General features: G+C 55.3%; 24 protein-coding genes, 1 tRNA gene and 1 other RNA gene. 13 read left to right on the top strand and 13 right to left on the bottom strand.

From position 1 onward, the window contains the following. Positions 1–87: 87 nt before the first annotated feature. Complete coding sequence (locus HVX72_RS00855; protein ID WP_042286772.1) at positions 88–1,383, top strand: amino acid permease; 1,296 nt, start codon at positions 88–90, stop codon at positions 1,381–1,383. A gap of 50 nt (positions 1,384–1,433) precedes the next feature. Here HVX72_RS00855 and dppF read toward each other — a convergent pair whose 3' ends face one another. From dppF to HVX72_RS00805, 10 genes are all read right to left on the bottom strand, one after another. Next, complete coding sequence (gene dppF, locus HVX72_RS00850) at positions 1,434–2,447, bottom strand: dipeptide ABC transporter ATP-binding subunit DppF (RefSeq protein ID WP_042286774.1); 1,014 nt, start codon at positions 2,445–2,447, stop codon at positions 1,434–1,436. Then, entirely contained in the window at positions 2,444–3,427 is a 984-nt protein-coding gene (gene dppD, locus HVX72_RS00845) for a dipeptide ABC transporter ATP-binding protein (protein WP_042286777.1), read from the bottom strand. Before dppD ends, dppF begins: the two co-directional genes overlap by 4 nt. Positions 3,428–3,437: 10 nt before the next feature. Beyond that, positions 3,438–4,340 (bottom strand): dipeptide ABC transporter permease DppC, encoded by a 903-nt coding sequence (gene dppC / locus HVX72_RS00840; RefSeq protein ID WP_042286779.1) that lies wholly within the window; start codon positions 4,338–4,340, stop codon positions 3,438–3,440. 9 nt (positions 4,341–4,349) lie between these two features. Next, positions 4,350–5,369: a dipeptide ABC transporter permease DppB gene (dppB, locus tag HVX72_RS00835; RefSeq protein ID WP_042286783.1), complete on the bottom strand. Its 1,020-nt coding sequence runs from the start codon at positions 5,367–5,369 to the stop codon at positions 4,350–4,352. Positions 5,370–5,534: 165 nt separating this feature from the next. Next, a complete protein-coding gene (gene dppA / locus HVX72_RS00830) occupies positions 5,535–7,142 on the bottom strand; it encodes a dipeptide ABC transporter periplasmic-binding protein DppA (protein ID WP_042286785.1) in 1,608 nt (535 codons plus the stop codon). Between the two features lie 677 nt (positions 7,143–7,819). Next, positions 7,820–7,952, bottom strand: a non-coding RNA gene (locus tag HVX72_RS00825) — RtT sRNA. Positions 7,953–7,984: 32 nt separating this feature from the next. After that, positions 7,985–8,061, bottom strand: a tRNA-Pro gene (locus tag HVX72_RS00820). Positions 8,062–8,152: 91 nt separating this feature from the next. Next, positions 8,153–9,844, bottom strand: coding sequence for a kdo(2)-lipid A phosphoethanolamine 7''-transferase (gene eptB / locus HVX72_RS00815; RefSeq protein WP_060570226.1), 1,692 nt, complete (start codon positions 9,842–9,844; stop codon positions 8,153–8,155). A gap of 262 nt (positions 9,845–10,106) precedes the next feature. After that, positions 10,107–11,309: an MFS transporter gene (locus tag HVX72_RS00810; RefSeq protein WP_181822357.1), complete on the bottom strand. Its 1,203-nt coding sequence runs from the start codon at positions 11,307–11,309 to the stop codon at positions 10,107–10,109. Between the two features lie 230 nt (positions 11,310–11,539). Then, positions 11,540–12,241, bottom strand: a complete 702-nt coding sequence (locus tag HVX72_RS00805) for an autotransporter domain-containing protein (RefSeq protein WP_042286794.1) — start codon at positions 12,239–12,241, stop codon at positions 11,540–11,542. 157 nt (positions 12,242–12,398) lie between these two features. Here HVX72_RS00805 and tag point away from each other — a divergent pair, with 157 nt between their 5' ends. Both tag and HVX72_RS00795 read left to right on the top strand, forming a co-directional pair. Next, positions 12,399–12,977 (top strand): DNA-3-methyladenine glycosylase I, encoded by a 579-nt coding sequence (gene tag / locus HVX72_RS00800; protein WP_042286797.1) that lies wholly within the window; start codon positions 12,399–12,401, stop codon positions 12,975–12,977. Beyond that, positions 12,958–13,398 (top strand): N-acetyltransferase, encoded by a 441-nt coding sequence (locus tag HVX72_RS00795; RefSeq protein WP_060570228.1) that lies wholly within the window; start codon positions 12,958–12,960, stop codon positions 13,396–13,398. Before tag ends, HVX72_RS00795 begins: the two co-directional genes overlap by 20 nt. Here the strand turns inward: HVX72_RS00795 and HVX72_RS00790 are convergent. Continuing rightward, a complete protein-coding gene (locus HVX72_RS00790; RefSeq protein WP_233459249.1) occupies positions 13,367–15,691 on the bottom strand; it encodes a molybdopterin guanine dinucleotide-containing S/N-oxide reductase in 2,325 nt (774 codons plus the stop codon). The two genes, HVX72_RS00795 and HVX72_RS00790, sit on opposite strands and share 32 nt — an antisense overlap. Positions 15,692–15,843: 152 nt before the next feature. On the opposite strand from HVX72_RS00790, the gene HVX72_RS00785 reads away from it, so the two are divergent. The 6 genes from HVX72_RS00785 (at position 15,844) to ghrB (ending at position 21,785) form a co-directional block, all read left to right on the top strand. Then, the gene (locus HVX72_RS00785) at positions 15,844–16,506 is read left to right on the top strand and encodes an OmpA family lipoprotein (RefSeq protein WP_042286803.1); all 663 of its coding nucleotides are present in this window, start codon (positions 15,844–15,846) and stop codon (positions 16,504–16,506) included. A 125-nt stretch (positions 16,507–16,631) separates the two neighbouring features. Beyond that, positions 16,632–17,648 carry a LacI family DNA-binding transcriptional regulator gene (locus HVX72_RS00780; RefSeq protein WP_042286807.1) on the top strand — a complete coding sequence of 339 codons (1,017 nt, stop codon included), beginning with the start codon at positions 16,632–16,634 and terminating at the stop codon, positions 17,646–17,648. 100 nt (positions 17,649–17,748) lie between these two features. Further along, positions 17,749–18,498, top strand: a complete 750-nt coding sequence (locus HVX72_RS00775) for a sugar phosphate isomerase/epimerase (protein ID WP_181822356.1) — start codon at positions 17,749–17,751, stop codon at positions 18,496–18,498. Positions 18,499–18,501: 3 nt separating this feature from the next. Then, a complete protein-coding gene (locus tag HVX72_RS00770; protein WP_181822355.1) occupies positions 18,502–19,440 on the top strand; it encodes a sugar kinase in 939 nt (312 codons plus the stop codon). Positions 19,441–19,507: 67 nt separating this feature from the next. Further along, complete coding sequence (locus HVX72_RS00765) at positions 19,508–20,788, top strand: MFS transporter (protein WP_042286817.1); 1,281 nt, start codon at positions 19,508–19,510, stop codon at positions 20,786–20,788. A 22-nt stretch (positions 20,789–20,810) separates the two neighbouring features. Next, positions 20,811–21,785, top strand: a complete 975-nt coding sequence (gene ghrB / locus HVX72_RS00760; RefSeq protein ID WP_060570233.1) for a glyoxylate/hydroxypyruvate reductase GhrB — start codon at positions 20,811–20,813, stop codon at positions 21,783–21,785. Positions 21,786–21,874: 89 nt separating this feature from the next. On the opposite strand, the gene HVX72_RS00755 is transcribed toward ghrB, so the two are convergent. After that, positions 21,875–22,585, bottom strand: coding sequence for a DUF3053 domain-containing protein (locus tag HVX72_RS00755; protein ID WP_042286824.1), 711 nt, complete (start codon positions 22,583–22,585; stop codon positions 21,875–21,877). Between the two features lie 441 nt (positions 22,586–23,026). Between HVX72_RS00755 and HVX72_RS00750 the strand changes: the two genes are divergently transcribed. The 4 genes from HVX72_RS00750 to cueP all read left to right on the top strand — a co-directional run bounded on the left by HVX72_RS00750 (position 23,027) and on the right by cueP (position 26,128). Next, entirely contained in the window at positions 23,027–24,397 is a 1,371-nt protein-coding gene (locus HVX72_RS00750) for an MFS transporter (RefSeq protein WP_042286826.1), read from the top strand. Positions 24,398–24,649: 252 nt separating this feature from the next. Beyond that, positions 24,650–24,940, top strand: coding sequence for an HTH-type transcriptional regulator (locus HVX72_RS00745; protein ID WP_042286829.1), 291 nt, complete (start codon positions 24,650–24,652; stop codon positions 24,938–24,940). Between the two features lie 272 nt (positions 24,941–25,212). Then, positions 25,213–25,425, top strand: coding sequence for an RNA chaperone/antiterminator CspA (cspA, locus tag HVX72_RS00740; protein WP_000014594.1), 213 nt, complete (start codon positions 25,213–25,215; stop codon positions 25,423–25,425). 163 nt (positions 25,426–25,588) lie between these two features. Next, the gene (cueP, locus tag HVX72_RS00735; RefSeq protein ID WP_181822354.1) at positions 25,589–26,128 is read left to right on the top strand and encodes a copper-binding periplasmic metallochaperone CueP; all 540 of its coding nucleotides are present in this window, start codon (positions 25,589–25,591) and stop codon (positions 26,126–26,128) included. Positions 26,129–26,258: 130 nt separating this feature from the next. On the opposite strand, the gene hokA is transcribed toward cueP, so the two are convergent. Further along, complete coding sequence (hokA, locus tag HVX72_RS00730) at positions 26,259–26,411, bottom strand: type I toxin-antitoxin system toxin HokA (RefSeq protein WP_120714894.1); 153 nt, start codon at positions 26,409–26,411, stop codon at positions 26,259–26,261. Positions 26,412–26,662: the final 251 nt, after the last annotated feature.

Genomic DNA, 26,662 nt, shown 5'->3' with positions numbered 1-26,662 from the left:
TCGGCTGGCAGTGTCTCCTGCGCTTCTGTAGAATTGCGTCCCCTTGCGGCCATGACGCCGTGAAGGCTATTTCTGGCAGGGGACTTCATGCAGCACGACACATCACTTTCTCATCTTAACGGCTCAGGCGAACAGGTTTCGCGCAGACTTCCTTTTACCCGCTACGACTTTGGTTGGGTATTGCTGTGCATTGGTATGGCGATTGGCGCGGGTACGGTGCTGATGCCGGTGCAGATTGGACTTAAAGGGATTTGGGTATTTATCACCGCGTCGCTTATCGCTTATCCGGCGACCTGGATCGTACAGGACGTGTATCTCAAAACGCTTTCGCAAAGCGAAACCTGCCATGACTACACCGACGTCATTAGCCATTATCTCGGCAAAAACTGGGGCGTTTTTCTCGGTGTGATCTATTTTTTGATGATTATCCACGGCATCTTTATTTATTCGCTTTCCGTGGTATTCGACAGCGCGTCTTATCTGCGTACCTTTGGCCTGACCCAGACCGATCTCTCCCAGTCGCTGCTTTTTAAAGCGGCCATCTTCGCAGCGCTGGTCGCTATCGCCTCGGGCGGCGAGAAACTGCTGTTCAAAATCTCCGGGCCGATGGTGGTGGTAAAAGTGGGGATCATCGTGGTATTTGGCCTGGCGATGATTCCACACTGGAATTTCGCCAATATCACCGCCTTTCCCCAGGCATCGGTGTTTTTTCGCGACGTCTTGCTTACTATTCCGTTCTGCTTCTTTTCGGCGGTGTTTATTCAGGTGCTGAATCCGATGAACATCGCCTATCGCAAGCGCGAGGCCGACAGGGTGCTGGCAACCCGGATGGCAATTCGCACCCACCGCATCAGCTATATCACGCTGATTGCGGTGATTCTGTTTTTCTCTTTCTCGTTTACCTTTTCCATCAGCCACGAAGAAGCGGTGTCGGCATTCGAGCAAAACATCTCCGCCCTGGCGCTGGCGGCTCAGGTTATTCCCGGTCCGGTGATCCATATCACCTCGACGGTACTGAATATCTTCGCCGTCCTGACCGCGTTTTTTGGTATTTATCTCGGCTTCCACGAGGCAATGAAAGGGATTGTGCTGAATCTGCTGGGTCGTATCGTCAACGTGGAGCGCATTCCTTCGCGCATGATCACGCTTGGGATCTGTGCGTTTATCGTGACGACGCTGGTGATTTGGGTCTCATTTCGCGTGTCGGTGCTGGTGTTCTTCCAGCTCGGCAGCCCGCTATACGGCATTGTCTCCTGCCTGATCCCTTGCTTCCTGATATACAAGGTCGCGCAACTGGAAAAACTGCGTGGCCTGAAAACCTGGCTGATACTGCTGTACGGCGTACTGCTGTGCCTGTCGCCGCTGCTGAAATTGATTGAGTAGCAGAGAAAAGGCCGGATCAAGCGCAAGCGCCATCCGGCCTTGCGGGAAGGTTATGTCACCGGCTTCTGCCCATTCTCGTCCTGATCGACAGCAAAACAGGCGACCAGTTGACCGTTGTACTCCTTCAACTGCGGCTGCAACTGGGTGCACGGGCCGAAGCGACGGCGGCAGCGCGCATTGAACGCGCAGCCGGGCGGTGGATTCAGCGGGCTGGGCAACTCGCCGGTCAGTTTGATACGTTCGCGACGCTCGTCCGGATTCAGACGCGGCGTGGCGGAGAGCAGCGCCTGCGTATACGGATGGCGCGGGTTGTTGAAAATTTGCTCCTTCGTCCCTTTCTCGACGCAACGGCCCAGATACATCACCATCACTTCATCGGCAATGTGCTCAACCACCGACAGGTCGTGGGAGATAAAGACGTAGGACAGCCCCAGATCCTGCTGCAAATCCATCATCAGGTTCAGCACTTGCGCGCGGACAGAAACGTCAAGCGCAGAGACCGGCTCGTCGGCAATCACCACGTCCGGGTCCAGCATCAGACCACGGGCAATGGCGATACGCTGACGCTGGCCGCCGGAAAACATATGCGGATAGCGATCGTAGTGTTCGGTTTTTAGCCCCACTTTCGCCATCATTGCCAGCGCTTTTTCGCGACGCTGCGCTTTGCTGAGCGACGTATTGATAAGCAGCGGCTCCTCCAGAATCTGCCCCACTTTCTTACGCGGGTTCAGTGAACCATACGGGTTCTGGAACACAATCTGGATTTTCTGCCGACGCAGCTTCTGCGCCTGCGGGTCGTGCTTGAGCAGATCCTGCCCCTGATAGTACAGCTCGCCGCCGGTCGGCGTTTCGATCATCGTCAGCAGACGACCGAGCGTCGATTTCCCGCAGCCGGACTCGCCCACCACCGCCAGCGTTTTACCGCGCTCAAGGGTGAACGACACGCCGTCCAGCGCTTTCACCAGCCGTTCAGGAGAAAAGATCCCTTTCTTCACTGGATAATGTTTTTTCAGGTCGATGGCCCGCAACAGCGGCTGTTGCAAGGTGGCCTCGTGCGTACTCATAGTGTGGGCCTCCCGGCATCATCGAGTGGGTAGTGGCATTTTGACTGACGTCCGCCGTCCAGTTGGTTCAGCGCAGGTTCTTCTGCGCGGCAGCGATCGGTGGCATAGGGGCAGCGCGGATTGAGCAGACAGCCCGTGGGACGGTCGTATTTCCCTGGCACCACACCCGGCAAAGACGCCAGCCGCGCTTTGTCCTGAGCGAACTCCGGCAGCGCGCGAAGCAGCGCCTGGGTGTACGGATGACGCGGCGCGCGGAAGATATCGTGCGCATCGCCCGTTTCCACGACCTGACCGGCGTACATCACGATGATTTTATGCGCCGCTTCCGCCACCAGCGCCAGATCGTGCGTAATCAGCACCAGCGCCATGTTCTCTTTCTGTTGCAGTTCCAACAGCAGCTCGATGATTTGCGCCTGGATAGTCACGTCCAGCGCCGTCGTCGGTTCGTCGGCAATCAGCAGTTTTGGCCGACAGGCAATGGCCATCGCGATCATCACGCGCTGGCTCATCCCGCCGGAAAGCTGATGCGGATACACGTCCAGACGCGACGCCGGGTCCGGTATCCCCACCTGGGTCAGCAGGTCGATGGCCCGCTGACGGCGGGTTTTCTTGTTGCCGCCCTGATGTACCTTGATGGCTTCCATGATCTGGAAACCGACGGTGTAGCAGGGGTTCAGGCTGGTCATCGGGTCCTGGAAAATCATCGCCACTTCGGCGCCCACCAGATTGCGCCGCTCTTTCTCAGAGATGCGTTTCAGATCCTGATCGTTAAACACCAGGTTTTCGGCGTTTACCCGCCCGGGATAGTCAATCAGCCCCATTATCGCCAGTGAACTGACGGACTTACCGGAACCTGATTCGCCAACGATACCGACCACTTCGCCCTGATTCACGCTGTAACTAATCCGGTCTACGGCGCGGAATTCGCTGCCTTCGTCGCCGAAGTGCACCGATAATTTATCTACATTTAATAACGCCATCTCGAACCTCTTACTGCTTCAGCTTGGGATCGAGCGCATCACGCAGACCGTCACCCATCAGGTTAAATGCCAGCACCGTCAGCAGGATCGCCAGACCCGGAAAGGTCACGACCCACCAGGCGCTTTGCGCAAACTGCAACACGTCGGAGAGCATGGTGCCCCACTCCGGCGTTGGCGGTTGCGCACCCATGCCGAGGAAGCCGAGTGCGGCCATATCGAGAATGGCGTTAGAGAAACCGAGCGACGCCTGAACGATCAGCGGCGCGAGGCAGTTCGGGAAGATATTGATGAACATCTGACGCATCGCGCCAGCGCCCGCCACGCGGGAAGCCGTCACGTAGTCGCGGTTCACCTCCACCAGCACCGCCGCGCGGGTAAGCCGGACATAGTGCGGCAGGGCGACAAAGGTCAGCGCCAGCGCGGCGTTACCGATTGACGGCCCAAAGACCGCTACCAGCACCAGCGCCAGCAGCAGGCTCGGCAGCGCCAGCATGATGTCGACCACGCGCATAATGACGTTATCAACAATGCCGCCAAAGTAACCGGCAATCAGCCCAAGCACGATGCCCATCACCAGCGACAGCACCACCACCAGGCAGCCGACCAGCAACGACAGGCGCGCGCCATACATCAGTCGCGACAGCACGTCGCGACCCACATCGTCGGTACCCAGCAGGTGCGCCAGACTCCCGCCTTCCTGCCAGGCCGGCGGCGCGAGCAGCGCATCGCGAAACTGTTCCGCCGGGTTATAGGGCGCAAGGACGTTGGCGAATACCGCAATCAGGATCATGATGACGACATACGCCAGGCCAACAACCGCGCCTTTGTTGCGTTTGAAATAGTGCCAGAACTCCTGTAGCGGGGTCATCGGCACCGGTGCGGCAATAACTTTATTTTCAGTAACCTGTGACATGATGGCCCCTTACTTCTTATGACGAATACGCGGGTTCACCACGCCGTACAGCAGGTCAACCAGCAGGTTGACGAGGATAATCATCGTCGCCACCAGCAGCACCCCGCCCTGTACCACCGGGTAATCGCGTCGTTGCAGCGCATCAATCAACCAGCGTCCGAGGCCAGGCCACGAGAAGATGGTTTCGGTCAGAATGGCGCCCGCCAGCAGCGTGCCCACCTGCAGGCCAATCACGGTGACCACCGGCAGCATGGCGTTGCGCAGCGCGTGAATAATAATGACCCGCATGCGGGTCAGCCCTTTGGCGCGGGCGGTACGAATGTAGTCTTCACCCAGCACTTCCAGCATCGACGAGCGGGTCATACGCACGATGACCGCCAGCGGAATCGTGCCGAGGACCATTGCGGGCAGAATCATGTGCGCAACCGCATCAATAAAATTGCCCTCTTCGCCCCAGATGGCGGTGTCGATCAGCATAAAACCGGTCAGCGGATTGGTATCGTCAAGAAACACCATGTCGCTGACACGCCCGGAAACCGGCGTCAGGTTCCAGTGTACCGAGACCAGCATGATCAGCATCATCCCCCACCAGAAGATCGGCATGGAATAACCGGTCAGCGCCAGGCCAACAGCGGTGTGATCGAAAATGGACCCGCGCTTGACGGCGGCCAGCACGCCGACCGGAATGCCCACCGCGGTGGCGAAAATCATGGCGCAGACGCCAAGTTCCAGCGTCGCTTTAAAGCGCGGCACGAACTCGTCCCACACCGGCAAACGGCTTTTCAGCGAGATGCCTAAATCACCCTGCATGACTCCCCAGATATAATGGAGGTACTGCTGCCACATCGGTTTATCGAGACCGAGTTCAGCCAACAGTTGAGCATGACGCTCAGGGGAGATACCACGCTCACCCGCCATGATCATCACCGGATCGCCGGGGATCATATGGACAAACGCGAAGGTGAGAAGGGTGATACCGATAAACGTAGGGATGACGAGTCCCAAACGTCGGAGAATGAACTGCAACATAACCCGGATTCTCTCTCAGGACGCACGGCGTGGAACCGTGAGTCTGTATTGCTCACAAATCTTATCCCTTCCCGCTTACAGAGAAGGAATAAAGCACTGCTGCCGGGTGGCGCTACGCCTGCCCGATCTTCGGGGGCGTAGCGCTTACCTGACGATAGCGTTTAATTATTCGACAGAGACGTTATCGAAGTGGTGTTTGCCTAACGGATCCACCACATAGCCTTTGACTTCTTTACGCACCGGCTCATATACGGTGGAGTGAGCGATGATCAGGGCCGGTGCCTGCTCGTTCATTACCACCTGAGCTTGTTTGTACAGTTCAATACGCTTGTTGTGATCATCGGTGGCGCGCGCCGGCTGAATCAGATCTTCAAACGGCTTGTAGCACCAGCGAGAGTAGTTGGAACCGTCTTTCGCCGCCGCGCAGCTGAACAGCGTCGCGAAGAAGTTGTCCGGATCCCCGTTATCGCCGGTCCAGCCCATCATGACCGCCTGATGCTCACCCGCTTTGGCGCGTTTCAGGTACTCACCCCACTCGTAGGTGACAATTTTGGCCTGCACGCCGATCTTCGCCCAGTCCGCCTGAATCATCTCCGCCATACGGCGCGCGTTCGGGTTGTAAGGACGCTGTACCGGCATTGCCCACAGTTCGACGGTGAAACCTTTGTCCTGCCCTGCTTCTTTCAGCAACGCTTTCGCTTTCTCAGGATCGTAGGTGTAGTCTTTGATATCGTCGTTATAACCCCACATGGTTGGCGGGATCAAGTTCTTGGCCGCAACGCCCGCGCCCTGGTAAACGGCTTTGATGATCGCTTCTTTGTTCACCGCGTAGGTCAGCGCCTGACGCACTTTGACGTCATCAAACGGTTTCTTCTCGGTGTTGAACGAGAGGTAACCCACGTTCAGACCCGCCTGCTCCATCAGGTTGATGTTTTTATCCTGCTTCATGCGCGCGATGTCTGCCGGGTTCGGATACGGCATCACCTGGCATTCGTTCTTCTGCAGTTTGGCATAGCGCACAGAGGCGTCAGGCGTGATGGAGAAGACCAGGCGGTCAATTTGCGGCTTGGTGCCCCAATAGCCGTCAAAGGCTTTATAGAGGATACGGGAGTCTTTCTGGTACTGCTGCAACTGGAACGGACCGGTGCCGATAGGGTTCAGATCCACTTTTTCCGGCGTACCGGCTTTCAGCATGTTGTCCGCATATTCTTTAGAAAGAATAGAGGCAAAGTCCATCGCGAGGTCGGCGAGGAACGGCGCTTCCGGACGCGTCAGCACAAACTGGACGGTCATATCGTCCACTTTTTTCACTTCGCTGATCAGATCGGGCAGGCCCATCCCTTCGAAATATTCATAGCTGCCGCCGGACACTTTATGGTACGGGTTTTGCGCGTTTTTCTGACGATCGAAGGAGAAGACCACGTCGTCGGCGTTCATGTCGCGCGTCGGTTTGAATTCTTTGCCGGATTGCCACTTCACGCCAGAACGGAGGTGGAAGGTGTAGGTTTTCCCGTCTTCACTGATTTCCCATTTTTCCGCAAGGCCTGGGATTACTTCGGTGGTGCCGGTTTTAAATTCCACCAGACGGTTATAGATTGGTACTGAACTGGCATCATAGGTTGTGCCAGAGGTAAAGAGTTGCGGGTTGAACCCTTCAGGAGAACCTTCTGAACAATAGACCAGGGTTTTAGCCTGTACGCTTGCTGCGACGGTCATAGCCACCAGGCTCAGACCAAGCTTCAGCATCCCTGACTTCTTCAAGGAAATACTCATTCTTCTGCTCCAAATGTGATGTTGTTGTTTTACCCTTTGCAGTGGGTTAGCGCCGCCTGGCCTTTTTTATTTTTGACCGGCCGGGTCGGCGTGATGAGGTGGGATTCCATTCACTTAAACGACTGAGTTGCAGCGCGGATTCTCCATGAAATGCCCCTCATGCCCTACAATCTGTCAACAGAATGTGAAAACGTCAATACAGCTAACCGCGTTTTACGACAACGGTGAGAATTGACAAACAAAGATTAAAAAAACTCCAGAGGGGTATTTTCAGCAGAGAAATTTATGCTACGCGCGTAATACCAGAATATAAATCTTAATATTTCGCAACATTTGGTGATTAAGTTTTGTGCAGATTATGAAAAATTTCTGACGAAATGCTGTATATCTGAGCGATTAATGCCATGAACGTTAAAACGCACAGCGGAAAATGCTGGGGTCAGCCATAAGTAACGCAAAAAAAGATTGATGCAAAGATAAAAAAAGACAATGGAATATGTCACAAAATCGTTAACGAATAGTGAGAAGTAAGGCGCAATTTTTGTAGCAAAAATGAAGATGGCAGAGTTTCGAATTGGGTCGGTGATCGCTCGGGTCGAACCTCTTCCCCCCGGAGGTTCTCATCCTCACTGGCTTCAAATGCAAAAAACCCTGCTCGTTGAGCAGGGTTTTAAATTTGGTCGGTGATAGAGGATGACTCGCCACTGCGTGGCTCGCCCTGCGGGCCGTTGCTGACGCAACGTTCTCTCGCTTCGCTCGGGTCGAACCTCTTCCCCCGGAGGTTCTCATCCTCATTGGCTTCAAATGCAAAAAGCCCTGCTCGTTGAGCAGGGCTTTAAATTTGGTCGGTGATAGAGGATTCGAACCTCCGACCCCTTCGTCCCGAACGAAGTGCGCTACCAGGCTGCGCCAATCACCGAATGCGGGGCGCATCTTACTGCTCAGGCGCGCCCCCGTCAATCCCTTAGTCGCAAAATGCCATTTAATCGGCGAGAAAGTCGTCAGGCCGCTTATTGTGCGGCAACTTTCTTCCCGTCAGGGACATGGCACCAGTTGTTATACTCGTTAATCCCGCCGTTGGGCGAGGTGTATCCGAGACAACCCATAATCGTGTCGTACAGCTCAACGTGACGACGCGGCACCTTCATTTCCGCCTCTTTCTTCAGATGCGCGAATGCCTGCGCGTTGGCCGGATTCTCGAGATATTTGTCCGACATCCAGACCATCATCGGTACGCGGAACTGCTCCGGCGGCGCCAGCTTACGCGGCGTGCCGTGCAAATGCTCGCGCTCGTTAATCGATTCGCCGTGATCCGCCGCGTAGAACACAATCGCTTTCTTATCGCGCACCTGATCAATCACCCTATCGATAAAGTGGTCCACATAGGTTATGGAGTTATCGTAAGAGTTAATCATCAGGTCCTTCGGACACTTACGGTCGATGGCATAACATTCCGGCTTCCACTGGGCGAACTCGCGCGGGTAGCGCTGAGTGTAGTTATAGTGGGAACCTTTGGTATGCAACACAATCAGATGTTTGCCCTGCGGGTTATTCTCCAGGGACCGCGAAACTTCGTTCACCAGCAGCATATCATCCACCGCTTTGCCCCGGTTGCGCGGCTCCGCAGCGATCTGCTCGCGATAGGCGATGTTGTCGGCCATCGTGTTACTGTAGAACCACATCTCGCTCTGCATCGCGTACAGATCGGCGCTAAAACCTAACTGTTTAAGCACTGCAAATACGTTTTGCTCTTTCAGCGTGCGCTGTGGATTATCCTCCGCCCCGCCCTGACGCACGAACATGCAGCGCAGCGACAGCTTGGTGGCGGTATCGCAGGAGTAGCCGCGGTACATTGCCAGATTCTTCTCTTTCGCAAGCTTCGGCGTGGTATCACGTTCATAGCCCAGCATGCCCATGTGATCCCAACGCGTGGTTTCGCCAATGATGAAAATCACGTAGGTGTCATCAAGATTCTGGGTTGGCGTATACGTGAATTTTTTCGCCGGATTGATAAGCGATTTGTTATCTGACGATTCATCAACCTGCGCCCAGGCGTACAGGCCCAGTGCGGACAGCCAGTTTGTTGGCAGATACGAGTTCGCCAGCACCCCGCCGTAGCTTGGCATGTCGACGCCAGCGATGCGATCGGCGCGCTTCTGGTGCAGCTCCAGCAGGCGAATCGGCGCCCACACCAGAAAAGCCGCCATCAGAACGGTGAGCGCGCTGCGCCAGCGTACTTTTGGCGTACAAAGCTGACGCAAAAAGGTGTCCGTCGAGCGGTTAAACCAGATCAACACCAGCGGGATGAGGCTTACGCCAGCCACCCAAAGAATAAACGTCCAGCCAACAACCTCTTTTGACAGGTCGATATCGGTGGTCATGACTGAAGCCACAATACCGTAACCAATCATGACATTCATAAAGGTCATGTAATAGCTTGCGCCAGCGGAGATCAGCACCAGTAGCGAAGCCAGAACGCGCCAGGCCGTACGGCCTAACAGGGAAAAGAGACGTAAAAAGAAGAAAGTAGCCAGCACCGTGCCAGCCAATTCAACAACCGCGGCGATTCCATTCCATACGGTAAAATCCTGCGCATAACCGTCAAACCGACGGAAATAAACCGCGCCATTCATAAACAGACCGATATAGACGGCAAGCAAAATGCTCAGCTTTTGCTGCGTCATCGACGTAATGTATTTCATGCAAGCAAGCCCTGGAAATCGAGGGGTAAACACAGCCTGCGCTTCGGCTAACCCAGCCGGGCAGGACAAATTGCGAAGGTAGTCAGACAGGAAAGATCTACACGCGCGGCTAAGTAGACCACAAGGAAGGGAAAAAGTGGCAGCAGATAATGTGATCGAAGCAGATTTTTACAAATATTCAAGTTTGAAAACGGATTTTTCACGCGACTGCTAATAACAAAAAGACCAGCCACGCGGCTGGTCCTGTCATTGTTTATTTTATTCAGGCATGCGCCATATTCATCACATCGCGTTTTGGTTGGCGAATGGTGGTAGACAGCGCCAGCGAGAGAATCAGCAGGGCGAAAATCACGCAGAAGGTGACGTAGAAGCCACCGAACAGCGAGGCGATGATCGAACCGCAGATGCTGCCGATGCCAAAGCCGAGGTAAATCACGCCATAGTTTTTCGCCAGATTATTCAGGCCGAAGAATTCGCTCACCAGCGACGGGAAGACAGTGATGGTGCCGCCAAAGTTAAAGGCGACGCAGGCAATAGCGGCAAAGAAGGTTATCGCGTTCAGCGGCGCAAACAGCAGAGCGGCCATCCCCACCAGCGACACCACCTGGCCAATCGTAATAACGCGAATGCGGGCAATTTTGTCCGACAGGATCCCCAGCACCAGACGACCAGACAGGTTTGCGATAGAAATAACCGTCACCGCATTGGCCGCAGACGCGACGTCCATATGCGCCAGGCCCTGCGCAATATCTTTCGCCACGCCGATCACGTACAAACCGCTCATACACGCCGTCAGGAACATGACCGCCAGCATCCAGTACTGCGGTTTACGCATCGATTGCGCCAGCGTGTAATCATTTTCCACAACGCCATTCCTGGTTTTGACTTCCTGGTTCGGCGCATCTTTCATCAGCGTGGCGCCAAAGACAATCATTACCAGCACAATCGCGCCCCAAATTACGAAGGTTTTTTCCAGACCGACGGTCGCCAGCAGTTGACTGTCGATGAATTTAAAACCCAGGCTGCCCAGACCATAGGAGCCAATGGCGAAAGCGGAGATCAGCCCCTTGCGCTCCGGGAACCACTTCACACAGTTGGACAGGGTTAACAGGTAACCTGCGCCATCCGCCAGTCCTACCAGCACCCCAGCGCTCAGCCACAGCATCATCAGATTCGAAGAATGTGCGGTCAGGAAGAAGCCCAGCCCAAGCAAAATGCCTGACGCCATCGTCACCCGTTTAACGCCAAATCGTTCCTGTAACTTTCCGGCAACGGAAGATGAGATCGCCAGCCCCAGGCTTAGCAGGCCAAAAGAGAAGGCGACCTGGCTGACGGGTTCATCCAGTTTTTCGGACAGTACGCCGTTAAACAGGCTCCAGGTGTAAACAGAACCCAGGGCAAACTGCGTAATAATGGTGCCGATAAGGGTCAACCAACGGGTGCGCTGATACGTTGAAGTTTTCATGGCAGTATTCCTGCATAAACAAAAGGGGAAATTCACTGCTGACAACCATAACGAAATGCATTTTATGCGGGGAAAAAACGGCATGAAGTGCCGTCAGAACGGAATGAAATGCCTGGAATCTGGAATGAATGACGAGACATATATTCAGCAAGCTGATTTTTATATTGTAAGTTAGTGCTCACTATCATTGCATGCCATGTTATGGCTAAGGTGTAGTTGTAAATTCAAGGTTAAAATCTGGCGCTGACCCCCATCGTATAGAGGTAATCGGTGGTGTTGGGCGTATTTTCCGCCTGAGTGAGCGCTGCGTAAGCGGCCATGTGCGGATTAAGCAGCATATCCGCCCCCACGGTCACGTCCAGCCAGCTGTTGTCTTGTGAGGTAGCCGCCATGCGGCTTAGCCCGGACTGCGCTTTCCAGATGCTATCGCCATATTGCTGGTTATAGCTGACCTGCGCCCAGGGTCTGATCTCGCCAAATTGCGAATTCACCCGCCAGCCCAGCGTACTCACACTGGCATGCCATAACGGATCGGCGGATAAATTCATCACGCTGTCGCCAAATTCGTTATATATCGATGTAGTAGTACCGTCGTAATGGAGCGCGGCGACCGGCCCGGTCATCACCGTCTCTGAAACCGGGAAATTCCAGCCCATGCTCATGCCACTGGTCGCCTCATGGGGCGACGCATCCGCAAAGTTAACGCTCAAGCCCGGCACGTTTTGCGAGGATTTGATCCGTTCCGCCAGGATGTCGTCATAACGCGGTTGGTGATCGCTGTCCCAGGTATAGCGTTCAGTCGTATGTCCGGATGGCGCTTCGGCGATATATTCTTGTTGCCATGCACTGGCGGTATTGATGTATAGCGAACAGGCCACCACGCTCGCCAGCAGAACGATTTCCCGGCGACCACCGTCTTTTTTTGTCATCATCAATGCGACTCCAGAGGAGAGCCGAAATCGGCGATATTATTGTCATTGTGAGAAGGATGACAGGCTAAAAGCCCTGTATTAAATATTGTCTTTTTCGCAGACGCGTCAAGGCGCGCAGAATGAAATTTTTAAGGCAATTCAGAGAGCGAGGGAAAGTATGGAACGATGCGGCTGGGTCAGCCAGGACCCGCTTTATATTGCCTACCATGACAAAGAATGGGGCGTCCCCGAAACCGACGGTAAAAAACTGTTTGAAATGATCTGCCTTGAAGGCCAGCAGGCCGGCCTGTCGTGGATTACGGTGCTGAAAAAACGCGAGAACTATCGCGCCAATTTCCACCAGTTCGATCCCGTTCGCGTGGCGGCGATGCAGGAAGAGGATGTCGAACGGCTGCTGCTCGACCCGGGCATCATCCGTCATCGCGGAAAAATTCAGGCCATCATTGGCAATGCCCGCGCCTGGCTTGCGATGGAGCAAAACGGCGAACCATTTGCGCAGTTCGTCTGGTCATTTGTCGACCATCAACCACAAGTGACGCAGGCCGCCACGCTGAGCGAGATCCCAACCTCTACGCCCGCCTCCGACGCGCTGTCAAAAGCGTTGAAAAAACGGGGCTTCAAGTTCGTCGGTACGACCATTTGCTATTCCTTTATGCAGGCGTGCGGACTGGTCAATGACCATATCACCGGCTGTTTTTGCCACCCGGGTGAAAAATATGATTCGCGAATCCCGTAGCGCCGACAGGACGGCGATTCTGGCGCTGTGGCTGGAAAGCACGATCTTTGCCCATCCGTTTATTCCTGAACACTACTGGCGCGAGAGCGAAACGATCGTGCGCGACGTGTATCTGCCCGCCGCCAGAACCTGGGTGTGGGAGGATAACGACGTTCTGAAAGGGTTCGTTAGCGTTCTGGAAGATCGTTTTTTAGGCGCGCTGTTTGTCACGCCTGACGCACTGCGCAGTGGGATCGGCAAAGCGCTGGTGCGGTATGTGCAACAGCGCTTTACGCAGCTGAGTCTTGAGGTATATCAAAAAAACCAGAACGCGGTGAACTTCTACCATGCGATGGGCTTTCGTATTGAAGACAGCGCATGGCAGGAGGATACCCAGCATCCCACCTGGATTATGAGCTGGCAGGCGGATCAAACGCCGTAAGCGTCAGCGCGGGGCCGCAATATTTTTCCAGCCACGCCAGCGCGGTGTTCGCCGCGCAGCCATTGCCCAGTCGGGAACTGGGCAAATCTTTGGTCAGCACGTTCACCGCGCCGTTTTTGCAGATGCCTCCGGCGGCAGGATCCAGATCCGGCCATGCTCCTTCGTGAATGCAGATCACGCCCGGCTTAATGCCCGCGCTCACCACGGCCCCTGCGAGAATCTGCCCGCGATGATTCCACACCCGCACCGTATCGCCGTCACGGATGCCGCGCGCCAGCGCGTCGTCGGGATGAATTGTAACCGGTTCACGATCTGCCACCGCATAGCGTTCACGCAGTTCGCTGTAATTAAGCTGGCTGTGCAGACGATGGGCCGGATGCGCCGACAGCACCTGAAGCTGGCCTTTCTGCGCATTGCCGTGCCACTCGTCTGGCGTCAGCCACATCGGGTGCCCGGGACAATCCGCATAGCCATAACCGGCAATGCGCCGGGAATAGATTTCGATTTTGCCGCTGTCGGTTTTTAACGGATGCGCAGCCGGGTCACGACGGAAATCAGCAAAACGCACAAACCGCGCGTTGTCCGGGTTTTCCGGCATTTCTATCAGCTGGTTGGCTTCCCAGAAAGTCGCAAACGGCGGCAATGTTACCTGCTGGCTGGCCCCACGCTGGGCAGCGATGTTGTAGAATGTCTCCAGCCATTCCCGTTCGCTTTTCCCTTCGGTAAAACGTTGTCCGCCGCCGCGCTCCCAGCGCTCGCTCAGTTCGGCAAACACGTCAAAATCATTGCGCGCCTCATACTGCGGCGGCACAACTTGTTTCATCGGCACCAGATGTTGGTTGCTGTAATCGCCAGTCATGGTGAGATCGTTGCGCTCAAAGGAGGTGGTGGCGGGCAGTACAATGTCGGCGTGTTTAGCGGCCGCGGTCCAGAAGCATTCGGAAATCACCACCAGCTCCGGCTTCTGCCAGGCACGAATCAGTCGGTTGGTGTCCTGATGATGGGTAAAGTTGGCGCCACCCGCCCACCAGACGAAACGGATATCCGGAAAGTGACGATCCATGCCGTTATGCTGATAAGACGCGCCGGGGTTTTCCAGCGCGTCGACAATGCGCGCAACCGGGATTTTATCCACCGCATCAGTGCCGCCAGGCAAGCTCCCCTGCATTGAGGCCAGCACGGCGGAGCGGCGCGTCGGATTTCCACCGTTGGCGAAGTGATAAGAGAGACCAAAACCGCCGCCCGGGGTACCGATTTGCCCAAGCATTGCCGCAAGAGTGACAATCATCCAGTGCTTTTGCTCGCCGAACTGCTGGCGCTGCATTCCCCAACCGGCCATCAGCATAGTGGTATTATTGTGAAAAATCGCCGCCAGTTCGCGGATTTTTTCTGCCGGAATGCCGCAAATGTCGGCCGCCCACTCAGCGTTTTTGGCTATGTCGTCGCGCTGTCCAGTGAGGTACTCAGCAAATAGTGAGTAGCCCGTGGTGTAGCGCGCCAGAAATGCCTGATCATGCCAGCCATTTTCCACCAGCGTGTGGGCAATACCGAGCATTAGCGCCACGTCAGTGCCCATGTGCGGCGCGATCCATTCCATGTTATCGCCAAAAAAATCGACGGTTTCCGATCGCATAGGATCAATACAGATCACCCGTTTGCCGCTGCGCCGCAGCGCATCAAAGTAAGCGATTCCCTTTTCATCCGAAGCGTTCCAGGCATTTTTTAGCGTATTCAGGGGATTGGCGCTCCAGAGTACAACCACATCGCTGTGTTCCAGCACAACGGGCCAACTGGTCTGCTGCTGATAAACCTCGCTGCCGCCTACCACATACGGCATGATGGCCTGCGCCGCGCCGGTGGAATAATCCCCCAGATGCCCGGTGTATCCCCCTGCCAACGCCATATAACGCTGCAACAGCGTGGCGGCTTTGTGTAGCACGCCGTTGGAGCGCCAGCCGTAGGAACCGGCAAAAATAGAGGACGGGCCATAGGTATCGCGAATACGTTTGTGCTGCTTATGGATAAGCGCCAGGGCGTCGTCCCAGCTCACCCTCACAAATTCATCCTGTCCCCGCACGCCCTGTGGCCTTTCCGGCGAGGCAAGAAAACCTTTACGCACCATGGGATAACGCACCCGGGTTTTGCTGTGCACCTGATCGCGAACTGCGCTTTGCAGCGAATTGGGATGCTCCGTGGGCAGCGCGCCGCGGGAAGAAATGACGGTCTCTCCGTCTGTTTCCACGAGGACAGGCCCCCAGTGGGCCGCGGTTAACACCGGTTTGTGCGTTGGCAAAATGGCGCTCCTGAAGAGGGGTAGATGTATTTCTCTGTTCAATGTTACTTACAAATTTCAGAGAGATCCCTGGAATTTTCTTCAACTTCACACGTCATAATCTACCGCCACGCTTGCCGTGGTAAAAATAAGAAAGACATTAAGGAATTAAGATGAAGAAACGTGTTTTAGTCATTGCCGCTATCGTGAGCGGCGCGCTGGCGGTATCTGGCTGCACAACCAACCCCTACACCGGTGAACGCGAAGCGGGTAAATCCGGCGTCGGCGCCGGGATTGGCTCGCTGGTTGGCGCGGGTATTGGGGCGCTGTCATCCTCGAAGAAAGATCGCGGCAAAGGCGCGCTGATAGGCGCAGCAGCCGGCGCGGCGCTGGGCGGCGGCGTGGGTTATTACATGGACGTGCAGGAAGCGAAGCTGCGTGAAAAAATGCAGGGAACCGGCGTAAGCGTCACGCGCAGCGGCGACAACATCATTCTGAATATGCCGAACAACGTCACCTTTGACAGCAGCAGCGCCACGCTGAAGCCAGCGGGAGCGAACACGCTAACGGGTGTCGCGATGGTACTGAAGGAATACCCGAAAACCGCCGTCAACGTCATTGGCTATACCGACAGCACTGGCGGCCACGATCTGAATATGCGTCTGTCGCAACAGCGTGCCGATAGCGTTGCCAGCTCGCTGATCGCTCAGGGCGTAGACGCTAACCGTATCCGCACCAGCGGTATGGGTCCGGCGAACCCGATCGCCAGCAACAGCACCGCAGAAGGCAAAGCCCAGAACCGCCGCGTCGAAATCACCTTAAGCCCCATTCAGTAATTCTTGTGCCGGATGGCGGCCTGAACGCCTTCCGGCCCGGAAAATCGATTCCCCTACCCGCCAGGCGTAGCGCCACCGGGTATTTTCGCGCTAAGGTATGCTCATCTAAAGTAAGGAAATCAGCGATGAGCAAATCAGGGCGCCCCACCATCAGCGACGTGGCGAAAGCGGCAAAAACCGGTAAAACCAGTATTTCACGCTATCTGAACGGCGAAAAGCATCTGCTTTCAGAGGCATTGCTGGCGCGTATTGAAAAAGCCATTGCTGATCTCGACTATCGCCCAAGCCTGATGGCGCGCAGCCTGAAGCGAGGCCGCACCCGTCTCATCGGCCTGATTATCGCCGATATCACCAACCCTTACTCCGTTAACGTGCTCAGCGGTATAGAAGCCGCCTGCCGCGAGAAGGGGTTTACCCCACTGGTCTGTAACACCAACAACGAAGTGGATCAGGAGTTGCACTACCTTGATCTCCTGCGCAGCTATCAGGTCGAAGGGATTGTGGTGAACGCTGTCGGTATGCGCGAGGATGGCTTAAACCGTCTGCAACAATCCGCGCTGCCAATGGTGCTGATCGACCGGAAAATTCCTGACTTCGCCTGCGACGTGGTGGGACTGGATAACACGCAGGCCGCAACCACCGCCACTGAGCATTTGATCGAGCAAGGCTTTGAGGCGCTACTGTTTCTTAGCGAGCCGTTGGGGACCGTCAATACCCGCCGCGAACGCCTCAACGCTTTTCGCGCCACGCTGGCGCGCTACCCTGGCGTGGTCGCAGAGAACGCCGAAGTCCCGCTGGCGGAAAACGCGCAGTTAGATAACACCTTGCGTCAATTTCACCAGCAGCACCGTGGCATGCGTAAGGCGGTGATCTCGGCTAACGGCGCGCTGACGTTGCAGGTCGCCCGTTCGCTGAAGCGCATTGGCCTCAACTGGGGCAGCGACATCGGCCTGCTGGGCTTTGACGAGCTGGAATGGGCAGAGCTGGCGGGCGTTGGCATCACCACGTTAAAACAACCCACCTGGCAGATTGGCTACGCCGCGGTAGAGCAGGTAGTCCGCCGTATAGAAGGCGGCAGCGAGGCTATCCATGAGCAGGTTTTTTCCGGCGAGCTGATCGTCCGCGGTTCTACCGCCCGTTAATCTCCCTTCGTGATGGCGATCATAATTTCGACACACTACACTTTTCTTTGGAACCGGTTCCATCTAGCGTAATAAAAAGCACGCAAGATCGGGGGTCCTCATGCAGAGAAAAATTATGGTGGTCACCGCCGCGTATGGTTATGACACCGTACGCGATGCGGGCGGACAAATCGCGATGCTGCCGGTGATCGCCAACGCAGGCGCCGACGGCGTTGAGATACGCCGCGAGATGTTTACCGACGCGGAACTGAACACCCTGCCGGCGCTGGCCTCAGCCATCGAAAGCGTCGGGCTGCAGGCCTGCTACTCCGTGCCGCAACCGCTGTTCGTCACCGACGCCAGCCTCAACCCGCAGTTACCCGCGCTGCTTCAGGAAGCGCAAACGCTGCGTGCGCTATGGCTGAAAGTTTCGCTCGGCCATTTTCAGCATACTGATTCGTTTGACACGCTGCGCGACTGGCTCACAAGCAGCGGCATGGCGCTGGTGGTGGAAAACGACCAGACCGCCTGCGGTCGTCTTGAATCAATGCGGCGCTTTAACGCCGCCTGCCAGCAGCAGGCGCTTGCGGTACAGTTGACGTTTGATATGGGCAACTGGTTGTGGGTAGGCGACTCGCCGGAAGAGGCCGCCAATGCACTGGCGTCCTCTGTTGGATACGTCCACGTTAAGGCAGCGACACGGCACCACGACAGCTACCGCGCTATCCCGCCGGATCGGGCCGACCCGCGCTGGCTGGCGCTTCTCTCAGCGCTGCCTGCACACGTACCGCGCGGTATCGAGTTTCCGCTGGAAGGGGCCGATCTGACCGCCGTCACCCGCCGCTACGTCGACGTTTTACGCAAGGAGTAACCCATGAAAAATGCACTGGATGTCATCACCCTTGGCGAAGCGATGGCGATGTTTGTCGCGACAGAAACCGGGGATCTGGCGGACGTCGATCGCTTTATCAAGCGCGTTGCCGGCGCCGAACTGAACGTGGCGACCGGACTGGCCAGGCTCGGCCTGAAGGTCGGCTGGGTAAGCCGGGTAGGAAACGACACTTTCGGGCGCTTTGTGCTCAACACCCTGCACAAAGAGGGGATTGACGCCTGTGGGGTGACCGTTGACAACGGTTACGCCACAGGCTTTCAGCTAAAATCGAAAGTTGAAAATGGAACCGATCCCATTGTGGAGTATTTTCGTAAAGGCTCTGCGGCCAGCCGTCTTTCACTGGAAGACTTTGACGCAGAATACTTCTCCCGCGCCCGTCATTTGCACCTGAGCGGCGTGGCGGCGGCGCTGTCCAGCAGTTCATATGAATTACTGGCGCATACCGCACGCACCTTTAAGGCTCAGGGAAAGCGTATATCTTTCGATCCCAACCTGCGCCCAACGTTGTGGAAAAGCGAAGAAGAAATGGTCGAGAAGCTCAACCGTCTCGCCTTTCAGGCCGACTGGGTGCTGCCGGGCTTGAAGGAAGGAATGATATTAACCGGCCAGCAGACGCCGGAAGGGATTGCGGATTTCTACCTGCGTCACGGCGTGAAGGCCGTGGTGCTGAAAACGGGCGCAGACGGCGCCTGGTATAAAACCCACGACGGTGAAAAAGGCAGCGTTGCGCCGGTCAAGGTGGACAACGTTGTGGACACCGTCGGCGCCGGAGATGGTTTCGCCGTCGGTGTTATCAGCGCCCTGCTGGAAGGCCGCACGCTGGCTCAGGCAGTCGCCCGCGGCAATAAAATTGGCGCGCTCGCGATTCAGGTACAGGGCGACAGCGAAGGTTTACCCACACGTGAAACGTTAGGCGAATAACGTCACGTCATGATAACGGCCCCCTGTACCCTACAGACAGCGGCGGCATAAACAACAGAGGTTGACTATGGCAAGCTCAACAAATGCAGCAAAACGCTGGTGGTACATCATGCCAATCGTGTTTATCACGTACAGCCTGGCGTATCTTGACCGCGCAAACTTCAGCTTCGCTTCCGCAGCGGGCATTAACGAGGATCTCGGGATTACCAAAGGGATCTCATCGCTGCTCGGCGCGCTGTTCTTCCTGGGCTATTTTTTCTTCCAGATCCCCGGCGCGGTGTACGCCGAGCGCCGCAGCGTGCGCAAGCTGATCTTCGTCTGTCTGATCTTATGGGGCGGCTGCGCGTCGTTGACCGGCGTGGTCAGCAACATTCCCGCGCTGGCCGCGATCCGCTTTATCCTTGGCGTGGTCGAAGCCGCAGTTATGCCCGCCATGCTGATTTACATCAGCAACTGGTTTACTCGTTCGGAGCGTTCCCGCGCCAACACGTTCCTGATCCTCGGCAATCCGGTGACTGTGTTGTGGATGTCGGTGGTCTCTGGCTATCTGATCCAGGCGCTCGGCTGGCGCGAGATGTTTATCATCGAAGGCGTTCCCGCCATTCTGTGGGCATTCTGCTGGTGGGCGCTGGTTCGCGACAAACCGGCGCAGGTCGGCTGGCTGTCCGATGCGGAAAAAACAGCGCTGCAAACCCAACTCGAACAGGAGCAACAGGGCATCAAGGCCGTCCGTAACTACGGCGAGGCGTTTCGCTCCCGTAACGTTATCCTGCTGTGCCTGCAATATTTTACCTGGAGCATCGGCGTGTACGGCTTCGTGCTGTGGCTGCCTTCCATTATTCGCGACGGTGGCGCGAACCTCGGCATGGTCGAAGTCGGTTGGCTTTCCTCCGTGCCGTACCTGGCAGCAACGGTCGCGATGATTCTGGCCTCCTGGGCATCGGATAAATTGCAGAACCGCAAACTGTTCGTCTGGCCGCTGCTGTTGATTGCCGCTTTCGCCTTCATCGGCTCCTGGGCGGTCGGCGCGAATAATTTCTGGGCCTCGTACATCCTGCTGGTAATTGCCGGGGCGGCGATGTATGCCCCGTACGGGCCTTTCTTCGCCATCATTCCCGAAATGTTGCCGCGTAACGTCGCTGGCGGCGCGATGGCGCTCATCAACAGTATGGGCGCGCTGGGTTCGTTCTTAGGCTCATGGTTCGTCGGCTACCTGAACGGCGTCACCGGCAGCCCGTCCGCCTCGTACATTTTTATGGGGGTGGCGCTTTTCGCCTCCGTATGGCTAACTCTGATTGTCAGACCCGCGAATAATCAGCAGTTACCGACTGGCGCACGCCACGCGTAAAATCACATTCATGGAGAGTCGTATGAAGCCGTCCATTATTCTCTATAAAGCGTTACCCGACGATTTACTGCACCGCCTGGAAGAACATGTCACCGTTACCCAGGTGCCGAACCTGCGCCCGGAGACGGTTGAACAATACGCCCAGGCGTTTGCCAACGCGGAAGGTCTGCTCGGCTCCAGTCAAACCGTCGACAGCGCGCTGCTGGAGAAGATGCCGAGGTTGCGTGCCGCCTCAACCATTTCCGTTGGTTACGACAATTTTGACGTGGAGGCGCTGAACGCGCGTAACGTGCTGCTGATGCACACGCCGACCGTACTGACGGAGACCGTGGCCGACACGATCATGGCGCTGGTACTGGCAACCGCCCGCCGGGTGGTGGACGTCGCCGAACGCGTTAAAGCGGGCCAATGGACCAAAAGTATTGGCCCTGACTGGTTTGGCACTGATGTACACCATAAAACGCTGGGGATCGTCGGTATGGGACGTATTGGTCTCGCGCTGGCGCAGCGTGCGCATTTTGGCTTCAGTATGCCGGTTCTTTACAACGCCCGCCGCCGCCATCCCGAAGCGGAAGAACGTTTCAACGCGCGTTACTGCGATCTTGATACGCTAGTGCAGGAAGCAGATTTTGTCTGTCTGATCCTGCCGCTGACCGACGAAACGCATCATCTGTTTGGCGCGGAACAGTTCGCCCATATGAAGCGTTCGGCTATTTTCATTAATGCCGGGCGCGGTCCGGTGGTCGACGAAAAGGCGTTGGTGACCGCCCTGCAAAACGGTGAGATTCAGGCCGCCGGTCTGGATGTGTTTGAACAGGAGCCGCTGCCGGTTGACTCTCCATTGCTGTCAATGCACAACGTCGTGGCGGTACCGCATATCGGCTCGGCAACGCATGAAACCCGCTACAACATGGCGGCCTGCGCGGTGGATAATTTGCTTGACGCACTGCAAGGAAAGGTCAGGAAGAACTGCGTGAATCCGCAGGTGGCGGGGTAATGGATACCCCTGCCGGAAGGCGACGTCGCCTCGTCCGGCAGGGGCGTGAACTGGCCCGACTGGCCACTTCGCCCTCGGGCTTTTAACGGTTACTGAACGGCATTCACCGCCGCACTCCAGGCCTGGTTAAAAGCCTGGTGCTGCGACGCCAGCGGTCCAATCAACGTATTGTACTGGCTTGCCTGCTGCGAAGTCGGGAACTGAATACCATTCGCCACGAAGCTCACCTGGGTGTCCTGCTGCGCGATAAAATCGCCCACCTGCACCAGTTGCTGGGTAAAGATTTGCGCGGCCGGGATCAGCGGCTGTAACGCCTCGGCTGGAGTAGTTACCACTTTTTTATACGCCTGATCGAACACCGGCTTCAGATCGTCGGCCTGTTTCAGCGCGCCATGCGCCGCATCGGCCTGCAGCTTCGCGTTCTGTAGCTGTTGGCCCAATACGCCCAACGAACCGTTTAAGTCGCGCAGAGGCCCGCGTTGCGTGACATAATCCTGCGGCACACGGATGGCGTTTACGCTATCAACGACCGGGCGCAGACCGGCGTCCATCGCCTGATTCACCTGCTGCGAATAGCCGTACAAAATCGCGTAATCAGATACAAACGGACCGAATGTTTTTTTCTGATCGGCAGTCAGTGTCGGTAAGCGTTCACCGCTACGCATCACCGTATTCTGCAGAAAATCGATAAACGCTTTACGCTGATCGCCTTCTTTATCAAAACACCCACTCAGGCTAACTACCATTAATAACGCCGCAAGAGGCGCAAACCAGCGAGAGCAGGACTTACCTGTCGCCATTTTTATACTCCTTTCACCCAAAAATGCGCACAACGCAATACGCGTGCCTGACGCTCACAAGGATAGTCCAGGTCAGCTTCGCAGGATACCCCTTCTGCATAATCTTGTGGCGGAATTTCTGTCACCAGACGTCCTTCCCTGACTTGTTACTTTATTGTTAATTGCATCACAATTACCGCGGTCAGAAGAATGGCGCGGTACAGAAATAGCACTATGATTTATCAGCGCTTTTACTCCGTTTACCGACAATATCCGGCTAATTCGACCGATTATCGCACGTTAACCACGGCGGAACGATTGCCCAGGCGTCACTTCAATGTTTTGATTAAATGAACGATTAACGAATAAATGTTCGATAATAGCACATTCAATTTCAACGCCTGCGGTGGAGAATATAAAAAAGCCTCTGTCCCCCCGCCTTGCTTTTGCAGGAATAACCGCATGACAAACAGAACGACTGATATTCAAGCGTTTATTAACGAGCATCCTTTCTCGAAATACCAGTGGATGATTCTCGTGCTGTGCTTTGTGACCGTCGCGATGGACGGATTCGACACCGCCATTATTGGCTTCATTGCCTCCGATCTGGTTTCCGAATGGGGCGTGGAAAAATCCGCGCTCGGGCCAGTCATGAGCGCCGCGCTGGTCGGCCTCGCCGTCGGGGCGCTGACCGCAGGTCCGATGGCGGACCGGATTGGCCGCAAAAAGGTGCTGATCATGTCGATCATCGTCTTCGGCGGCTTCAGCCTGCTGACCGCCTTTGCCAGTTCGCTCAATCAGTTGACCGCGCTGCGTTTTTTAACCGGGCTGGGGCTGGGGGCGGCGATGCCGAATGCCGCCACCTTAATGAGCGAATATGCCCCGGAACGCCGCCGCGCGCTGCTGGTGAACCTGATGTTTGTCGGCTTTCCGATCGGCTCATCAATGGGTGGCTTTATCTCTGCGTGGTTAATACCACACTACGGCTGGCAGAGCGTACTGATCCTCGGCGGCGTGATGCCGCTGGCGCTGGCGGTAATACTGGTGTTTCTGCTGCCGGAATCGGCCCGCTATCTGGTGGTTAAAAACAGATCCCAACAGCAGATTGGCGCGATTCTGCGCCGCATCGCCCCCGTCCCCGACGCCACCCATTTTGTGTTGCATGAAACCGGCCAGGTGAAAGAGAAATCGGCGCTGGGCGTGATCTTCTCACCGCGCTATGCGCTCGGGACAGTCATGCTCTGTCTGACCTATTTTATGGGTCTGCTGATTTTTTATCTGTTGACCAGTTGGCTGCCGCTGCTGATCCGCGAAACGGGCGCGACCCTGAGCCAGGCGTCGATTATTACCGCCCTCTTCCCATTGGGCGGCGGTATTGGCGTTCTGGTGCTCGGCGCGTTAATGGATAAGTTCAACCCGAACAAAGTGGTGGCGGTGGGCTGGCTGCTGACCGGGGTGTTCGTCTGTCTGGTCGGGTTCTCTACCAGCAGTCTGGTATTAATGGGCGTGATGGTCTTTATCGCCGGGACGATAATGAATGGTGCGCAATCGTCCATGCCCGCGCTGGCTGCCGGGTTTTATCCGACTCAGGGGCGCGCCACCGGCGTGGCATGGATGCTGGGTCTGGGTCGCTTCGGCGGCATTCTTGGCGCGTTTAGCGGCGCGTTCCTGATGCAGGCGCAACTGGCTTTTGAAACCATTTTCACCTTCCTGGCGATCCCTGCGCTGGTTTCCGCCTTCGCCCTGATGGTGAAATATTGGGTGGGCAATCGCCAGCTTTCCACGTCGCCGGGGACGGCAAAAGACCCAGGCAACGCCACACAAAAAGCCTGATGTTTTCCCGACAGGTGCGCGCCTGTCGGGAAGCGTCATATTTTTGCAATCTTTACAATACGTCCTTTACCGTAGCGTAATCCGCTCATTATCAGATTCTTAGCAGGCTACAAAATAGTCCTGCGCGGCGCTGAAACGTGTCTTTTCATCCACTAAAAACTGTGACGGCCCACAAACTTTCTCTTTTACGACTATTCTTAACTGGCTTCGATGAAATTCACGATCCCGCTGTGTGATTTACAGGAGTTCTAAATGGAATATAAAGATCCGATGTTTGAGCTGCTGAGCAGCCTGGAACAAATTGTTTTTAAAGATGAATTGCCGAGAACGACCCTGACGCAAAAATCCGCCTCCCTCACTGACATTGAACAGTGCAGACGGGGCAGCGGACTTAAAATTGACGATTTCGCCAGAGCGTTAGGCGTGTCTGTCGCCATGGTTCAGGAATGGGAATCGAAACGCGTGAAGCCTTCGAGTACCGAATTGAAGCTGATGCGCCTGATACAAGCTAACCCGGCGCTCAGTAAGCAGTTGATGGAATGACCTGTCTCTTAGGATGAACGGTCCTGTTTCAGGACCGTTTTTCGACCATAAAGCAGAAAGAAGTAAAATAAAAGTTGCATCACCCGGCGTTACATGAGTTAATGCGTTCAACGGTTTGACGTACAGACCATAAAAGCAGTTTAGTAAGGCAGTCCCCTTCAAGAGTTATCGTTGATACCCCTCGTAGTGCGCATTTCCTTTAACGCTTAAAAAATCTGTAAAGCACGCCATATCGCCGAAAGGCACACTTATTTTTTAAAAGGTAATACACTATGTCCGGTAAAATGACTGGTATCGTAAAATGGTTCAACGCTGACAAAGGCTTCGGCTTCATCACTCCTGACGATGGCTCTAAAGACGTGTTCGTACACTTCTCTGCTATCCAGAACGATGGCTACAAATCTCTGGATGAAGGTCAGAAAGTTTCCTTCACCATCGAAAGCGGCGCTAAAGGCCCGGCAGCTGGCAACGTAACCAGCCTGTAAGCTTTAAAAGCTCAGTATTCAGAATCCCTGCCAGACGGCGGGGATTTTTTTTATCTCCGCCCTGCCCTCCTGTCTTTGCATTACTTTACCTCGTCTGGCTTTGACCTTCCCCTTAGGGAAAGCTTTATAGTGATATCCTTTCTTTTCACATGGAATTGATACAATGTCTATACGTCCTCTGCTGTTGACGCTGGGCCTGTTCGCCAGCGGCACTGTTTTCGCTGCTTCTCCTCAAGCCGCTTTCCTGGCGGAACATGGGCTTGCCGGTAAAACCGTCGAACAGATGGTCGATGCGCTTGACCAGACGCCGCAGGCGCGCCCGCTCCCCCTGTCTGCCTCCATTACCAGTACGGCGCTGAAACTCTCTTCCGGCGAACAGGCGTATACACTGCCGTTGGGCGAAAAGTTTTATCTTTCCTTTGCGCCCTACCAGCGCCAGACCCATCCCTGCTTTAACCACAGCCTCTCCGGCTGCCAGGGGGAAATGCCTGACACCACATTTAACGTCAAAATCACGGACAGCAAAGGCGATGTGCTAATTGAGAAACCGATGAAAAGCCATCAGAATGGCTTTATCGGCGTGTGGCTGCCGCGCAATATGGAAGGGATAATCGAGGTGAGCTACAACGGGAAAATGGCGTCTCATGCTATTGCGACAAGAGAAGACAGCCAGACCTGTCTGACGGAATTGCAGTTACAATAAACGCATAATGATAATGCCCGATAGCGCTATGCCGATCGGGCGAAAAACACAGTAACGCAAAGAGTAAAAGGGTGCATTGAGAATGCTTCACACCAGAAGAATGGCGGGGACAACGCCCCGCCAGATGCTCTTACTGTTTCACTTCACAGGCTAAAAACGCCGCCAGTTCATTATTTCCCTGTCTGATATGTAATTCGCATAATGAATCACGAACCATCCAGGTAAATAATAAAATAGTGAGACATATCACTATTAAACTGCACAATATACATCTTTGCGGCATCATCAGCCTCCGGTGTTGATTTTCAACAGGTAAGAGGCTACTCTTATGGTGTTCAGGTATAGAGGCGGCCTCACTTTGATTTATTGTCAGGTGGGGCTTTTCTCTGTCTGCCATCTGGTGAATACCTGAGACAGCCAGTCTCAAGCACCCGTCTGCATTCTACTGCAAATATCGTGTTTGCCTTCGTTAATAAATTCCTAAAGTATTTTCTTCCGCTCAATGAATTATACATTGTCATTTAGCAGAATATT

Origin of the sequence: Citrobacter sp. RHB21-C05, assembly GCF_013889015.1 — a bacterium.
Taxonomy (GTDB): domain Bacteria; phylum Pseudomonadota; class Gammaproteobacteria; order Enterobacterales; family Enterobacteriaceae; genus Citrobacter_A; species Citrobacter_A sedlakii.
Note: the sequence above shows the minus strand (reverse complement) of the source record. Positions and strands in the feature narration are given on the sequence as shown.

Bases quoted from the DNA above. Each gene is read 5' to 3' on its own strand.
- HVX72_RS00855 (WP_042286772.1), top strand. From the start codon at position 88: ATGCAGCACGACACATCACTTTCTCATCTTAACGGCTCAGGCGAACAG.
- dppF (WP_042286774.1), bottom strand. From the start codon at position 2,447: ATGAGTACGCACGAGGCCACCTTGCAACAGCCGCTGTTGCGGGCCATC.
- dppD (WP_042286777.1), bottom strand. From the start codon at position 3,427: ATGGCGTTATTAAATGTAGATAAATTATCGGTGCACTTCGGCGACGAA.
- dppC (WP_042286779.1), bottom strand. From the start codon at position 4,340: ATGTCACAGGTTACTGAAAATAAAGTTATTGCCGCACCGGTGCCGATG.
- dppB (WP_042286783.1), bottom strand. From the start codon at position 5,369: ATGTTGCAGTTCATTCTCCGACGTTTGGGACTCGTCATCCCTACGTTT.
- dppA (WP_042286785.1), bottom strand. From the start codon at position 7,142: ATGAGTATTTCCTTGAAGAAGTCAGGGATGCTGAAGCTTGGTCTGAGC.
- eptB (WP_060570226.1), bottom strand. From the start codon at position 9,844: ATGAAATACATTACGTCGATGACGCAGCAAAAGCTGAGCATTTTGCTT.
- HVX72_RS00810 (WP_181822357.1), bottom strand. From the start codon at position 11,309: ATGAAAACTTCAACGTATCAGCGCACCCGTTGGTTGACCCTTATCGGC.
- HVX72_RS00805 (WP_042286794.1), bottom strand. From the start codon at position 12,241: ATGATGACAAAAAAAGACGGTGGTCGCCGGGAAATCGTTCTGCTGGCG.
- tag (WP_042286797.1), top strand. From the start codon at position 12,399: ATGGAACGATGCGGCTGGGTCAGCCAGGACCCGCTTTATATTGCCTAC.
- HVX72_RS00795 (WP_060570228.1), top strand. From the start codon at position 12,958: ATGATTCGCGAATCCCGTAGCGCCGACAGGACGGCGATTCTGGCGCTG.
- HVX72_RS00785 (WP_042286803.1), top strand. From the start codon at position 15,844: ATGAAGAAACGTGTTTTAGTCATTGCCGCTATCGTGAGCGGCGCGCTG.
- HVX72_RS00780 (WP_042286807.1), top strand. From the start codon at position 16,632: ATGAGCAAATCAGGGCGCCCCACCATCAGCGACGTGGCGAAAGCGGCA.
- HVX72_RS00775 (WP_181822356.1), top strand. From the start codon at position 17,749: ATGCAGAGAAAAATTATGGTGGTCACCGCCGCGTATGGTTATGACACC.
- HVX72_RS00770 (WP_181822355.1), top strand. From the start codon at position 18,502: ATGAAAAATGCACTGGATGTCATCACCCTTGGCGAAGCGATGGCGATG.
- HVX72_RS00765 (WP_042286817.1), top strand. From the start codon at position 19,508: ATGGCAAGCTCAACAAATGCAGCAAAACGCTGGTGGTACATCATGCCA.
- ghrB (WP_060570233.1), top strand. From the start codon at position 20,811: ATGAAGCCGTCCATTATTCTCTATAAAGCGTTACCCGACGATTTACTG.
- HVX72_RS00755 (WP_042286824.1), bottom strand. From the start codon at position 22,585: ATGGCGACAGGTAAGTCCTGCTCTCGCTGGTTTGCGCCTCTTGCGGCG.
- HVX72_RS00750 (WP_042286826.1), top strand. From the start codon at position 23,027: ATGACAAACAGAACGACTGATATTCAAGCGTTTATTAACGAGCATCCT.
- HVX72_RS00745 (WP_042286829.1), top strand. From the start codon at position 24,650: ATGGAATATAAAGATCCGATGTTTGAGCTGCTGAGCAGCCTGGAACAA.
- cspA (WP_000014594.1), top strand. From the start codon at position 25,213: ATGTCCGGTAAAATGACTGGTATCGTAAAATGGTTCAACGCTGACAAA.
- cueP (WP_181822354.1), top strand. From the start codon at position 25,589: ATGTCTATACGTCCTCTGCTGTTGACGCTGGGCCTGTTCGCCAGCGGC.
- hokA (WP_120714894.1), bottom strand. From the start codon at position 26,411: ATGCCGCAAAGATGTATATTGTGCAGTTTAATAGTGATATGTCTCACT.